The organism is Bradyrhizobium sp. 215_C5_N1_1 (assembly GCF_052075935.1).
Classification (GTDB): domain Bacteria; phylum Pseudomonadota; class Alphaproteobacteria; order Rhizobiales; family Xanthobacteraceae; genus Bradyrhizobium; species Bradyrhizobium barranii.
The window spans coordinates 6,978,758-6,992,272 of sequence record NZ_CP197228.1; the positions used below are offsets into that span (position 1 = coordinate 6,978,758).

General features: G+C 64.0%; 13 protein-coding genes. 6 read left to right on the forward strand and 7 right to left on the reverse strand.

Annotation, left to right across the window (positions count from 1 at the left end):
- Position 1: 1 nt before the first annotated feature.
- The 4 genes from AB7G19_RS33435 to petA form a co-directional block, all read right to left on the reverse strand.
- Positions 2–2,167: an anthranilate synthase component I gene (locus tag AB7G19_RS33435; RefSeq protein ID WP_085402520.1), complete on the reverse strand. Its 2,166-nt coding sequence runs from the start codon at positions 2,165–2,167 to the stop codon at positions 2–4.
- 232 nt (positions 2,168–2,399) lie between these two features.
- Positions 2,400–3,074, reverse strand: coding sequence for a dienelactone hydrolase family protein (locus AB7G19_RS33440; protein WP_085402587.1), 675 nt, complete (start codon positions 3,072–3,074; stop codon positions 2,400–2,402).
- Positions 3,075–3,219: 145 nt separating this feature from the next.
- Positions 3,220–5,283, reverse strand: a complete 2,064-nt coding sequence (fbcH, locus tag AB7G19_RS33445) for a cytochrome b/c1 (RefSeq protein ID WP_071916174.1) — start codon at positions 5,281–5,283, stop codon at positions 3,220–3,222.
- A gap of 62 nt (positions 5,284–5,345) precedes the next feature.
- On the reverse strand, positions 5,346–5,876 hold the full coding sequence (gene petA / locus AB7G19_RS33450) for a ubiquinol-cytochrome c reductase iron-sulfur subunit (protein WP_063985148.1): 531 nt from the start codon (positions 5,874–5,876) through the stop codon (positions 5,346–5,348).
- A 278-nt stretch (positions 5,877–6,154) separates the two neighbouring features.
- Here petA and AB7G19_RS33455 point away from each other — a divergent pair, with 278 nt between their 5' ends.
- The 6 genes from AB7G19_RS33455 to AB7G19_RS33480 all read left to right on the forward strand — a co-directional run bounded on the left by AB7G19_RS33455 (position 6,155) and on the right by AB7G19_RS33480 (position 9,929).
- The gene (locus AB7G19_RS33455; RefSeq protein ID WP_085402519.1) at positions 6,155–6,607 is read left to right on the forward strand and encodes a tRNA (cytidine(34)-2'-O)-methyltransferase; all 453 of its coding nucleotides are present in this window, start codon (positions 6,155–6,157) and stop codon (positions 6,605–6,607) included.
- 24 nt (positions 6,608–6,631) lie between these two features.
- Positions 6,632–7,267, forward strand: coding sequence for a 7-carboxy-7-deazaguanine synthase (gene queE, locus AB7G19_RS33460; RefSeq protein WP_085402518.1), 636 nt, complete (start codon positions 6,632–6,634; stop codon positions 7,265–7,267).
- A 17-nt stretch (positions 7,268–7,284) separates the two neighbouring features.
- Positions 7,285–7,650, forward strand: coding sequence for a 6-pyruvoyl trahydropterin synthase family protein (locus AB7G19_RS33465; RefSeq protein WP_028153666.1), 366 nt, complete (start codon positions 7,285–7,287; stop codon positions 7,648–7,650).
- A 115-nt stretch (positions 7,651–7,765) separates the two neighbouring features.
- On the forward strand, positions 7,766–8,653 hold the full coding sequence (gene hemF / locus AB7G19_RS33470) for an oxygen-dependent coproporphyrinogen oxidase (RefSeq protein WP_085402517.1): 888 nt from the start codon (positions 7,766–7,768) through the stop codon (positions 8,651–8,653).
- Positions 8,644–9,393, forward strand: a complete 750-nt coding sequence (locus AB7G19_RS33475; protein ID WP_094184197.1) for an HAD family hydrolase — start codon at positions 8,644–8,646, stop codon at positions 9,391–9,393. Before hemF ends, AB7G19_RS33475 begins: the two co-directional genes overlap by 10 nt.
- A gap of 329 nt (positions 9,394–9,722) precedes the next feature.
- The gene (locus tag AB7G19_RS33480) at positions 9,723–9,929 is read left to right on the forward strand and encodes a YodC family protein (protein WP_028153663.1); all 207 of its coding nucleotides are present in this window, start codon (positions 9,723–9,725) and stop codon (positions 9,927–9,929) included.
- A gap of 76 nt (positions 9,930–10,005) precedes the next feature.
- Here AB7G19_RS33480 and AB7G19_RS33485 read toward each other — a convergent pair whose 3' ends face one another.
- The 3 genes from AB7G19_RS33485 to AB7G19_RS33495 form a co-directional block, all read right to left on the reverse strand.
- Positions 10,006–10,938, reverse strand: coding sequence for an outer membrane protein (locus AB7G19_RS33485; RefSeq protein WP_085402516.1), 933 nt, complete (start codon positions 10,936–10,938; stop codon positions 10,006–10,008).
- A 115-nt stretch (positions 10,939–11,053) separates the two neighbouring features.
- Entirely contained in the window at positions 11,054–11,635 is a 582-nt protein-coding gene (locus AB7G19_RS33490) for a TetR/AcrR family transcriptional regulator (RefSeq protein ID WP_085402515.1), read from the reverse strand.
- A gap of 146 nt (positions 11,636–11,781) precedes the next feature.
- The gene (locus AB7G19_RS33495) at positions 11,782–13,248 is read right to left on the reverse strand and encodes an amidase family protein (RefSeq protein WP_085402514.1); all 1,467 of its coding nucleotides are present in this window, start codon (positions 13,246–13,248) and stop codon (positions 11,782–11,784) included.
- Between the last annotated feature and the right edge of the window lie 267 nt (positions 13,249–13,515).

Below are 13,515 nucleotides of genomic sequence, written 5' to 3' on the forward strand. Positions count from 1 at the left end.
CTCAATCAACGCGCGCATCCAGCCGGAACGCATTCTCGACAATCCTCAGGCCCACCTCGCCGCTGAGCGACATCAGCGATTCCGGATGGAACTGCACGCCGGCAACCGGCAGCGTCTTGTGCTCGAGCGCCATGGCGACACCGTCCTCGGTGCTGGCGGTGACATCAAGCACCTCGGGCATGCTGTCGCGCTCGACATAGAGCGAGTGATAGCGGCCGATCACGATCTCGTTCGGCAAATTGCGCATCAGGCGGCCGCCGCGCACCTGCACCCGCGAGGGCCGGCCGTGCGCGGGATGCGTGAGTTGACCGAGCTCCCCGCCGAAATATTCGCCGATCGCCTGCACGCCGAGACAGACGCCGAACACCGGCAGCTTCTTCTCCAGCGCCGCATCGATGGTCTTCTTGATCCCGAAATCTTCGGGCCTGCCTGGTCCGGGTGACAGCACCAGCAAATCCCACCTCTTCCGCTTGAGCATGTCGAGCGCATGCACATGGCGGACCACGGTGACGTCGGCGCCGACCTGGCGGAAATAATCGGCCAGCATGTGCACGAAGCTGTCGTCGTGATCGATCAGCAGCACCTGCTTGCCCGAGCCGGTCGCATCGGGCGCGAAGGCCGACAGCGGCTTTGGCGGATCGCCGCGCAGCGCCTGGAACAGGGCTGCGGCCTTGACCTGGCACTCGCGGTCTTCGGCCGCGGGATCGGAATCGAACAGGCAGGTGGCACCGACGCGCACCTCGGCGAGACCATCCTTCATGCGGATGGTGCGGATGGTGAGGCCGGTGTTGATGCTGCCGTCGAAATTCACCGCGCCGATCGCGCCGGCATACCAGCGCCGCGGCGAACGCTCGTGATCCTCGACGAACTGCATCGCCCAGAGTTTTGGCGCGCCCGTCACCGTCACCGCCCAGGCATGGGTAAGGAAGGCATCGAGCGCGTCGAAGCCGGGACGCAGCATGCCCTCGACGTGATCGACGGTGTGGAACAGTTTTGAGTAGGTCTCGATCTGGCGGCGCGCCAAGACCTTGATCGTGCCCGGCACGCAGACGCGCGCCTTGTCGTTGCGGTCGACGTCGGTGCACATGTTGAGTTCGAACTCGTCCTTCTCCGAGTTCAGGAGCTGGCGGATCTGCTCGGCATCGCCGATCGCATCGGTGCCGCGCGCGATCGTCCCTGATATCGGGCAGGTCTCGACGCGGCGTCCGTCGGAGCGCACGAACATTTCCGGCGAGGCGGAGACGAGGAACTCGCCCTCGCCGAGATTCATCAGCGCGCCGTAGGGCGACGGGTTGATGACGCAGAGGCGCTGGAACACTTCCGCCGGCGAGCGATCGCAGGGCTCGGCGAAGAGTTGTCCGGGCACCGCCTCGAACAGATCGCCGCGCGCGAAAGCCGCGCGCGCGGTCTCGACCGTGGCCTGATATTCACCAGGCGCGTGATCGGCAAAGCCCTGGCGCGGTGTCTTCAGGTACGGGCTCTCGACGGTCTCGCGCGGCAGGCCTTCGGTGGACTTGCCCTTCCACGCAAAATCGTAACTCAGCACCACGCCGCGGCCGGTCGCACGGTCGTAGGCGAGCAGGCGATCGGGGACGTAGAGCACGATATCGCGCTGGTCCTGCTCGCGTGCGCGCTTCTGCACGAGGTCCTCGATCTGGAACACGAGGTCGTAGGCGAAGGCGCCGAACAGGCCGAGCAGCCCGTCATCGTTGGCGGAGAAGGCGGCGACGAGATCGCGCACCAGCGACATCACGCTGGCGCGCCGCGTGCGCTGGTCTTCCTCGACCGGCGCATCGCCGCGGATGATGTGGCCGGCAAGCCGCGTGGCGGTCTTCTCGGAGATCACGACGCAGGGCTCGTGCAGCACGTCTGCGAGGAAGGCGATCAGCACCTGGCCGCGTTCATTGAGCGCTTCCAGCTTGAAATTGACGCCTGTGGTCTCGAGCTTGAGCGGCGGGTCGGAGAAGCCGAGGTCAAAGCTCTCGTAGCGGCCGGGCACGGTCGTGCCCGAGGACAGCACCACGCCGCGGCGGCGGTCGAGCAGGTTGATGAGATCGTCGAGCCTGTTGGCGCCGCCAGTGAACTGCTCCGCCACACGCGTGATCGCGAGACCGCCGCGGGTCACGTAGTCGCTTCGAGCCGGGAGGGCAAAGACTGTCCTGTTCATGTCGTCCTCTTACGAAACTTGCCGAGGAAACGCCACACAGGACAAACGATCAGGCCGCCGCACTGCGTGGCGACCTTCGACGATTTTGAGAAATGAAATCGCACCGGCCACCTCTTTAGGAGGTGCGCCACCAAAGACGGGCTGGGCGGACGGCGGTGCTCATGGGGCGGATACTCACCATGGCGCGGGGACGGCGTCAAGGGTGGGCGGGCGCCGTCCGAGCTCCAGGCGATCAGCCGAGATGCTTCCGGAAAAACTCCGTCGCCCTGCCCCAGGCGAGCTCGGCGGCTTCGCGGTCGTGCACGGCTTGGCGCTGCTCGTTGACGAAAGCGTGCTCGGCATCATAGCGGAACAGCTCGAGCGACTTGCCGGCGGCCTTCATGCCGCTTTCAAAGGCATCGACCAGTTGCGGCGTGCACCAGTCGTCCTTGTTGGCGAAATGGGCCTGGAGCGGGATCTTGACGTCGGCGGGCTTGGCCGCCTGCTCGGGCGGGATGCCGTAGAAGACGACGCCGGCCGCGAGCTCCGGAATCTTGGTCGCGCCGATGATGGTGACGGCGCCGCCGAGGCAGAAGCCTGTTAGCCCGACCTTGGCGCCGTTGCGCGACAGATATTGCGTGGCGCCGCGCACGGTCTGCGTGGTGGCGTCCATGAAATCGAGCGAGTTCATCTCTTTGCCGGCGGCGTCCGTGTCGTGATACGGCACCACCTTGCCCTTGTAGAGATCGGGCGCCAGCGCATCGAAGCCGGCGAGCGCAAAGCGGTCGCACAGGCCCTTGATCTGATCCGACAGGCCCCACCATTCCTGGATCACGACCACGCCCGGCGCGTTGCCGCGCGCGGCGTTGGCGAGATAGCCCGAGGCGTCCTTGCCGTCCGGGCGCTTGAAGGTGATGGTGGTTCCCATGGTGTCCTCCGATGAGTTTCTGGGGGAGCGGTTGGCGGTATTTTGGCGTTTGAGCGAGCGATAGGCAATCGCGCCAAACAACACACGCTCGTGTCCAACAAAAAAGCCCCCTTGCGGGGGCCTCTTCATTTTCGTCTCGATCCGCTCAGTGGGAGTCGGCCCAGACCTTTTTCTTCGTGAAGTACATCAGGCCCGCGAAGATGATCAGGAACACGAACACCTGGAAGCCGAGGCGCTTGCGCGCTTCCATGTGGGGCTCGGCGGTCCACATCAGGAACGTGGTGACGTCCTTGGAATATTGCGCGACCGTGGTCGGCGAGCCGTCGCCATAGGTTACCTGGCCGTCGCTGAGCGGCTTCGGCATCTTGATGGCGTGGCCCGGGAAGTACTTGTTGTAGTAGGAGCCTTCGGGGATGGTGACGCCTTCAGGCACCTTGTCCTCAAAGCCCTGGAGCACCGCCGCGACATAGTCCGGGCCCTGCTCCTGGTACTGGGTGAAGAAGTCGAAGATGAACCAAGGGAAGCCGCGGCCGTAGGAGCGCGCCTTGGTGATCAGCGACAAATCGGGCGGCGCCGCACCGCCGTTCGCCGCACGGGCCGCCTGCTCGTTCGGGAATGGCGAGGGGAAATAGTCCGCCGGCCGGCCCGGGCGCTCGAACATGTCGCCCGCATCGTTCGGGCCGTCCTTGACCTTGTAGTCGGACGCAAACGCCGCTGCCTGCGCCACCGAATAGCCGGGGCCGCCGGCTTCCGCGAGGTTGCGGAAGGCGATGTAGGACAGGCCATGGCAGCTCGAGCAGACCTCCTTGTAGACCTGCAGGCCGCGCTGGAGCGCGCCGCGGTCGTACTTACCGAAAGGGCCGGAGAACGACCATTTGTTGCCCGGCGGCCTGTCGCTGCCTTCGGAGGCGCGAGCGTCCTGAAGGCTGCCGAGGAACAGCGCGCCGGCGGCAACGAGCGCGATGGCGACCGAAGCCACCGCCTTGCCGCCCTTGGCCAGGATCGCCTCCGAGATCGAGTTCGGCACCGGCCGCGGCGTCTCGATGCGCGAGAGCAGCGGCAGCACGATCAGGAAGTAGGCGAAGTAGCAGACCGTCAGGACCCGGCCGGCGATCACGTAGATGCCTTCCGGCGGCTGCGCGCCGAGATAGCCGAGCAGGATGCAGACCGCGACGAAGATCCAGAAGAACTGCTTGGCCAGCGGCCGGTACTTCGACGACCTGGTCTTGGCGGCATCGAGCCAGGGCAGGAAGCACAGGATGATGATCGCCGAGAACATCCCGATCACGCCCGCGAGCTTGTTCGGGATCGAACGCAGGATCGCGTAGAACGGCAGGTAATACCATTCCGGCACGATGTGCGGCGGCGTCACGCCCGGGTTCGCCGGGATGTAGTTGTCGGCGTCGCCGAGATAGTTCGGCATGTAGAAGATGAACCAGGCGTAGAGCAGCAGGAAGCAGGCGACTCCGAACCCGTCCTTGATGGTCGCGTGCGGCGTGAACGGCACCGTGTCCTTTTCCGTCTTCGGCTCGACGCCGTCAGGATTGTTCTGGCCGGCGACATGCAGCGCCCAGACGTGGAGCACGACGACGCCAGCGATCAGGAACGGCAGCAGATAGTGCAGCGAGAAGAAGCGGTTCAGCGTCGGGTTGCCGACCGAATAGCCGCCCCACAACAGCGTCACGATGCTCTCGCCGACATAGGGAATGGCGGAGAACAGATTGGTGATGACGGTGGCGCCCCAGAAGCTCATCTGGCCCCACGGCAGCACGTAGCCCATGAAGCCCGTCGCCATCATCAGGAGGTAGATGATGACGCCGAGGATCCACAACACCTCGCGCGGCTCCTTGTAGGAGCCGTAATAGAGACCGCGCAGCATGTGGACGTAGACCGCGAAGAAGAACATCGACGCGCCGCAGGCATGCATGTTGCGCAGCAGCCAGCCGTAATTGACGTCACGGACGATCAGCTCGACCGACTTGAAGGCGAGATCGGCGTGCGGCGTGTAGTGCATCGCCAGGACCACGCCGGTCAGGATCTGCATCCCCAGCATGAAGGAGAGGATGGCGCCGAAGGTCCACCAGTAATTCAGGTTGCGCGGGGTGGGATAGACGACGAAGGAGGAATGGACGAGACCGATGATCGGCAGACGTCGCTCGATCCATTGCAGGGCCGGATTGCTCGGCTGGTAGTCGGATGGTCCGCTCATGATGCGATCCTGAGGAAATATAACGACGAGACGGCGCGAAGCTTCGGGCGAAGGCCCGAAGCTCAGCCGATCTGGATTTTGGTGTCGGAAACGAACTGGTACGGCGGCACCGGCAGGTTCGCGGGCGCGGGCCCCTGGCGGATGCGGCCGGACGAATCGTACTGCGAACCATGGCAGGGGCAGAAGAACCCGTCGTAATTGCCCTCATGAGCGATCGGGATGCAGCCGAGATGGGTGCAGATGCCGATCACGACCAGCCACTGCTCGTGGCCCGGCTTGACCCGGGCCTCGTCGGACTGCGGATCGGGCAGGCTCGCCACGTTGACGGCGCGCGCCTCGTCGATCTGCTTCTTGGTGCGGTGGCTGACGTAGATCGGCTTGCCGCGCCAGAACACCTTGATGTCCTGCCCCTCGGCGACCGGGCTGAGATCGACCTCGATCGGCGCACCGGCGGCGATGGTCGACGCATCAGGATTCATTTGAGAGATGAAGGGCCAGAGCGCAGCTGCGCCCCCTACTGCTGCAGCTGCCCCCGTTGCAACGAATAAGAAATCACGGCGTGTCGGATGGTCCGCCGAAGACGCTGTCGTCACGATTCCAACCCTTTCTTCTTATGCTGCCGACGGAACCGTTCCGGGAGCCCCCAAGGTCCCCAAAACAGTGTGCCGGCGCCCGCGGCCCCCCGCGGCGGCAGAACTTCACTTGTCCCCACCGAAACAAGGCGAAAACAGCAGTCCAGAATCGTTCTATTGGCACCCTTGCCGGGCGAGCGCAAGCCCGCTAACGGCGTGGGGGCGTGCAATGCACGAATTCCGCAGCCAGCGATGTTTTATTGAGACATTTCCGGCCCGCACCGACCCCGATACAGCCCATGCAGATCGCGCTTTTCCAACCCGACATCGCCCAGAACACCGGCACGATTCTCAGGCTCTGTGCCTGCCTGGGCATGGCCGCCCACATCATCGAGCCGGCGGGCTTCCCGTTCTCCGACCGCTTGTTCCGCCGGGCGGGAATGGACTACCTCGATCATGTCAGCGTGACCCGCCACGACTCCTGGTCGAAATTCGAGGAATGGCGTGCGACACAGGGCTACCGCCTGCTGCTGTTCACCACCAAGGCCGCCACCGATTACCGCGATTTTCATTACCAGACGTCGGACATCCTGCTATTCGGGCGCGAGAGCGCCGGCGTCACCGACGCGGTGGTCGAGGCTGCGGACGCGCGGCTGGTGATCCCGATCACGGCGGGGCTGCGGTCGCTCAATGTCGCCATGACCGCGGCGATGGCCGCAGGCGAGGCGCTGCGGCAGCTCCGGAACCCGTAAGTTTGAGATGTTGAGGAGAGATCATTGAGTTACGCGGTCAAGGAAATCTTCCTGACCCTGCAAGGCGAAGGCGCCCATGCCGGGCGCGCGTCCGTGTTCTGCCGCTTTGCCGGCTGCAACCTCTGGAGCGGCCGCGAGGCCGACCGCGAGGCCGCGACCTGCAAATTCTGCGACACCGACTTCGTCGGCACCGACGGCACGCTCGGCGGCCGCTATGCCTCGGCCGCGGAACTCGCCAACACCGTCGCCGCGCAATGGACGGCTGCCACCGACAGCAACCGTTACGTGGTGCTCACCGGCGGCGAGCCGCTGCTCCAGGTCGATGCCGCCCTGATCGACGCCCTCCACGCCCGCGGCTTCGAGATCGGCGTCGAGACCAACGGCACGATTGTGGCGCCTGAGGGGCTCGACTGGATCTGCGTCAGCCCCAAGGGCGGCAGCGAGCTCGTCCAGCGCCGCGGCCACGAGCTGAAGCTGGTCTATCCGCAGGCCCTCGCCGCGCCCGAGACCTTCGAGGGTCTCGCCTTCGAACGCTTCTCGCTGCAACCGATGGACGGACCCGAGGTTGCCCAAAACACCGTGCGTGCGATCGACTATTGCCTGCGCCATCCGCAATGGCGGCTGAGCGTGCAGACGCATAAATCGCTCGGCATCAGATAGGATTGGTTTTCGAACAGATGTGGGAATTGACGAAATCGTTCCGCTTCGAGGCGGCGCACTCATTGTCGGGGACGACCTTTGGCGCCGCAAGCGAAGAGATCCACGGCCACTCCTTCCGCGCCGAGGTGACGTTGCGCGGCACGCCCGACCCTGCGACCGGCATGGTGGTCGATCTCGGCCTCGTCCAGCGCGCCATCGAGGACGTGCGGCTCACGCTCGACCACAAATACCTCAACAAGATCGAGGCGCTGGGCACACCGACGCTGGAAAACCTCTCGCGCTTCGTCTGGGAGCGGCTCCAGCATATCGGCAAGCTCACCCGCGTCAGCATCCACCGCGACAGTTGCAACGAGAGCTGCACCTATTACGGTCCGCAGGGTTAGACTTCGTAGGGTGGGCAAAGCGAAGCGTGCCCACCAATCAAGACGACAGTGAATATGGTGGGCACGGCGCAAGAGCGCCTTTGCCCACCCTACGAGACCGGTTTTGGAATTGGACATGGACATCTCGACAATCGAAGACCGCAAGACGCGCGCCCGCGCCTGGTTCGAAGCTTTGCGCGACGACATCTGCGCGAGCTTCGAGCGGCTGGAGGATGACGCCCCCCAAAGCCTTTATCCGGGCGATGCCGGCCGCTTCAAACGCACGCCCTGGCAGCGCACCGATCATACCGGCGCGCCCGGCGGTGGCGGCGTGATGTCGATGATGTCCGGCCGCCTGTTCGAGAAGGTCGGCGTGCATTGCTCGACGGTGCACGGCGAATTCGCGCCCGAGTTTCGCGCCCAGATCCCCGGCGCGGCAGACGACCCCAAGTTCTGGGCCTCCGGCATCTCGCTGATCGCGCATCTGCGCAATCCGCACGTGCCCGCCGTGCACATGAACACCCGCTTCGTCGTCACCACAAAAGCCTGGTTCGGCGGCGGCGCCGATCTCACGCCGGTGCTCGACCGCCGGCGCACCCAGGACGATCCCGACACGCTCGCCTTCCACGCCGCGATGAAGGAGGCCTGCACGGGCCCGAACGGCGTTGCCGACTACGACAAGTACAAGAAATGGTGCGACGAGTATTTCTACCTGCCGCACCGCAAAGAGGCGCGCGGCATCGGCGGCATCTTCTACGACTGGCACGACAGCGGCGACTGGGACGCCGACCTCGCTTTCACCCAGGATGTCGGCCGCGCCTTCCAGAAAATCTACCCTGACATCGTCAGGCGCAATTTCGCGAGCGCCTGGACCGCTGAGGATCGCGAGGAGCAATTGATCCGGCGCGGACGCTATGTCGAATTCAACCTGCTCTACGACCGCGGCACCATCTTCGGGCTCAAGACCGGCGGCAACGTGGACTCCATCCTGTCGTCGCTGCCGCCGGAGGTGAAATGGCCATGAGCACCGCGATGCCTCCGCTGCCGCGCGCCATGCTGATCGACATGGACGACACCATCCTTTCGGCCTACGGCCGGCCCGAGATCGCCTGGAATACGATCGCAGAAGAATTTGCCGACGAGCTCGCGCCGCTGCCGCCGCAGCAGGTCGCGACCGCAGTTTTGGCCTTCGCACGAAACTTCTGGGCGAATGCGGAAGCCGCGTGGCGGATGAAGCTTGGCGAGGCACGGCGGCTCACGGTGCGGGGCGGCTTCGCCGCGCTCGCCGCCGACGGCCACCGCGCCCTCTCCGACGATCTCGCCGATCGCCTCGCCAACCGCTTCACGACCTATCGCGAAGAAGCGATCTTCGTGTTCCCCGGTGCGCATGATGCGATCGACTCTTTCAAGGCACGCGGCGTCAAACTCGCGCTGGTCACCAACGGCGCCGCCGACATGCAGCGCGCCAAGGTCGAGCGCTTCGAGCTCACGCATCGCTTCGATCACATCCAGATCGAGGGCGAGCACGGTTTCGGCAAGCCCGAGGAGCGCGCCTATCTGCACGCGATGGAGGCGCTCGGCGTCACCGCGAAAGACACCTGGATGATCGGCGACAATCTGGAATGGGAAGTCGTGACGCCGCAGCGCCTCGGCATCTACTCGATCTGGATCGACGTGCATGGCGACGGCCTGCCCGAAGGCTCGGCCGTCAAGCCCGACCGCATCATCCGCTCGCTGACCGAACTCGTGCCGGACCAGCCGTAACCCAGGCGAAAACAAAACATCGAAAACAACCCCATGCACAGTAGCCGGCTGCTGCAATTTCAACAGCTTGCCGCAAACGCAATGCATTGCTGATTTTACGAAATCATTTGACGCGTCGGGCAAAACAGGCGCATGATGCCATCATCGCCGCGCCTGGGACGGAATAGCCCCTGGTGACCTCGAGCGATCCCCCACTCGAACCTCTGCCATCGACGTTTCGGCAGTCTGTGCAAGCCGCAGCCAATTCACGGGTCCCATAGCCCGTGATCGGCCTGTCATGACGGCTTGCTAGCCTCCCCTCTCGTCGATCAACCCCGAAAGGACCATCCATGGAACTGAAAACCGGCGACGTCGTGATGCTGAAATCCGGCGGCCAGCCGCTGACCGTCGCAGAGGTGAAAGGCGACGACATCCTCTGCCTCTGGATGGGCTCGGAAGGCGATCTGTTCCGCGAGACACTGCCGCTGGCCGCGCTCGACCGCCTGGAAGTGGAAGATCACGACGAGGATGAGGACGAAGACGAGGATGACGAGTAGGCACGCCTAAGCGGCCTGCGATTGCGAGAAAGGGAGACCTGAAGTCTCCCTTTCTTCACGTCTTCAGATCCGCTGATCAGAAGCGATAGTTCACACCAACGCGGGCGATGTCGAAGCTCGGCTTGATATCGACGTGAGTCGCGATGACGCCCGTCAACCCGGCCGGCGATTGAAGCGAGCCGGTCAAGTTGTAGCCTTTCGTGCCGAAACCCATGTGCAGATACTCGCCCTTGACCGACCACCCTGCCCCCAGAGCATATTCGAAACCGCCGCCAACCGCGTAGCCGATCAGGACGGCGCTGTCAGAAGCGCTCATGGAGCCCAGCGGTCCCAGGGTTGGCGGGAAGAGGGCAGTGACGATACTGCCCGTAGCGTTCGCACTGACCTTGGTATCGGCCAACGCAATACCGCCGGTCGCGTAGAGCAACGCCGGCCCAAACGCATAACCCACTCGGCCACGGAAGGTCGCATACCAATCGGTGCTGACGGACGTGCTGCCGCTGAAATTGCCGCCGATGAAGACGGGAACAGCAATAGCCGAGTTGCCGGTGCTGGCCTTTGAATTGAGATACTGCCAATCAGCCTCGATGCCGAGCACCGTCTGCTCAATCTGCCAGTTGTAGCCGGCCTGGATGCCGGCGGTGACCCCATTACCGTTGCCGGACACGGGGTTGAAGGCATAGATGCCCGAACCGCCATTCGAGTTCACGATTGTCCCGGTGGCGTTCGACGCACCGTAGCTGCCCCAGCCATAACCAACGTTGCCGCCGATATAGAATCCCGTCCAGTTGCCCACCTGAGCGGGAGCCTTCGACGACATACGGACCGGCGCCAGATCCGCAGCCTGGGCTGTGATCGGGCCGAGAGCGACTGTCGACAGCAATACAAGCGAAAACTTCCTCATTTCAACACCCCCCTTATTGAGCCGCACTGGCGGCCTGCCAATCATCATGAAGCAAAACCAACGCAGCATCAAAGCGCGATTGAATGCGCGAATCAGATCGCCCAATCGTTGCGCTCGGAGCCGGCGACGCCCTTCGCTGCTCGGGGCGGACAATGCGACGCCGTGTCTGCTCTGTTTGGTGAAGCGGACCTCGAGGGACTGCCTCTCCCGGCTTCCTAATCTAGCGAGAGGGAGCTCGTGCCAAGTGCAAGGCGGCCTCAACGCCGCCTTCCAGGATCTGCTCCGCCTGCGCAGCGTTGGGCACGGCCCGCGCGAACTGAAGGGTGCCCACCATGAGGCCGAAGATGGCGGTCGCGCGGCGGCGGCTCGCTGATGCATCTGCGTCAGGAAGCAGTGCGGCCAATGTCGCAACGTAGCTTCGCAGCCCCTTCTCGTAATCTTTCCTTGTGGACAGGGGCTGTCGGGCGATTTCGGGGAGCAACGCCGCCGAGGGGCATCCGCCCGTCGGGTCTTCGAGGTGAGCACGGTTCAGGTATCTCCGGATCGCGCCCTCAAGGTCCGGGCCGCTCCGCTGATCCTCATCGAGGCGATGTTGCTGGTCGTCGAGCGCGCTCGCCAGCGCCTCGCGAACGAGCGCATCTTTGGATTCGAAGTGCGGAGAGAATGCGCCTTTGGTCAGGCCGGCCTCGTCCATGATCCCGGCGATCCCGGTGGCGGAGATGCCGTTCCGGCGCATGCACTTCGACGCCACATCGATGATCTGCCGTCGCGTCGCCGCCTTATGACCTTTCTCGAAGCGCATCTTCTCTCCTCTCCACCAATATCCCGCAGCCCTTACGCTGCGGCCGCTTCCAGCAAAGCTTGGAGGTCGCGATCAAGTTGCTAGGCCACTGGATCGACATCATCGCGGCCAAACCGACTGAAAACGGATGCTGGTCGATCACGACGTTAGATCGCACTCGACTCTGCGCCCAAGATGCCCTCGATGCCGCGGGCAAGGTTTAGAAGCCCTCGGTCGCTCCCTAAGGGGGCATCCAGCTCAAGCCCAATCGGCAGCCCCGCGCGAGACAAGCCAACAGGAAGGCTGACACCGGGCAACCCCACGCTGCTTGCCGACACGGTGCGGTTCGCCAAAGCGAGGTAGCTAACTTCCTGCCCCCCGATATGGACGGTCGCCTGCTCCTCGATCAAAGGCGCCGTGCAGGGCGTGGTCGGTTGCAGAATGACCAGCGCCCCATGAGAGACGAACGCCGTGTTGAGTCGGCGCTGGATTTCCGGCCGGCTCACGTCGAGCGCAGTCTGATAGGCCTCTGCCGAGGTAGCACCTGCGCCACCCGGCAGCACGATGTGCCCCCACGCCTGCCGAAGTTGGGGCTTAAGGCCCTCATAAATGGCCTCGAACGTGGTCGGAATGTCATGGCGGCGAAGAAATTCCGAAATTTCGCCCATCGTCTCATGAGCGAAGATGCCCCATGTTGCGGTTTGGACGAGGGAATTGAAATCGTCGCCAAGATCTACTTCAACGATCTCGGCGCCGGCGTCCTGCAAGCGCCGAACCACCTCGCGGAAGCGGGTCTCGACTTCCGAGTCCACCAGATCCAGGAACTGTCGCGGCGCGAAGGCCAGCCGGACTCCCTTCAGGTCGTAGCCGCCGTTGGAGAACTCCGCAGCTTGTTCACCGGTCACGACCTGATCCACCAAAATGCAGTCCTCGACGTTTCGGGCGAACACGCCCGTCGTATCGAGCGTATGGGAGATCGGCGCAACGCCGTCGCGTGGCCAACGTCCAGTGGTTGGCTTGAAGCCCACGACCCCACAGAACGATGCGGGTACCCGGATGGACCCAACGGTGTCACCGCCCAAGGACGCGGGAACGATGCCGGCGGCCACGGATGCGGCGGAGCCGCTCGAGGAGCCGCCCGACACGCGATCTCGTGCGTGCGGATTCTTCACCTGGCCATAACGTGCGTTGTGACCAGTCAAGCCGTATGACATCTCGACGAGGTTGTTCTTGCCGAAGACCAAGGCGCCTGCCCCCTTAATGGCCCGGACAGCGTCGGCATCTTCGCGCGGCACGAAGTGAGCGAGGCCTTCGACGCCCAGGCTGGTAGGTAGCCCTTTCGTCAAATAACTGTCCTTCACCCCAAGCGGCACGCCAAGGAGCGGGGCCGCCGATCCGGCCGCACGCGATTTGTCTGCGGCCCTCGCGGCCGCGAGCACCCCGGCCTCGTCGATAGTGATGAAGGCGTTCAGCTCGGCAAGCGCTCGGGCGCGCTGTAAGAGCGCCGCGGTGTAGGCCTCCGAGGTGATGTCGCCGTTGCGAATCGCTGCTGCAGCGGTTGCGAGCCCAAGCGAGTCGACATCTGTGGTTTGTCGCGATGCGACGTGGCGTGAGGCCGTGGTCGTGTCGTCCATGAAATCCTCGCTAGGAGCTGTTTGGCGGCACCCGGCCGCCGCCCAACAGCGGCTCAGCTCGATGCCATTACGGTCACAATATTAAATTACGATCGTAATTCAATAGAATTGGTGGCCTCGCCGGGGACACATGAGCGTGAGGTGCCGATGGATTACGGGCAATGATTGGTTTCAACGGCGATTTCTGCTTTGGGTCACAAGCCGGCATCGACCCAGGGCGCTGGAACGTCTGCTAAGGGGCTAAAAGGCGACATGCGGCCTGTGGAG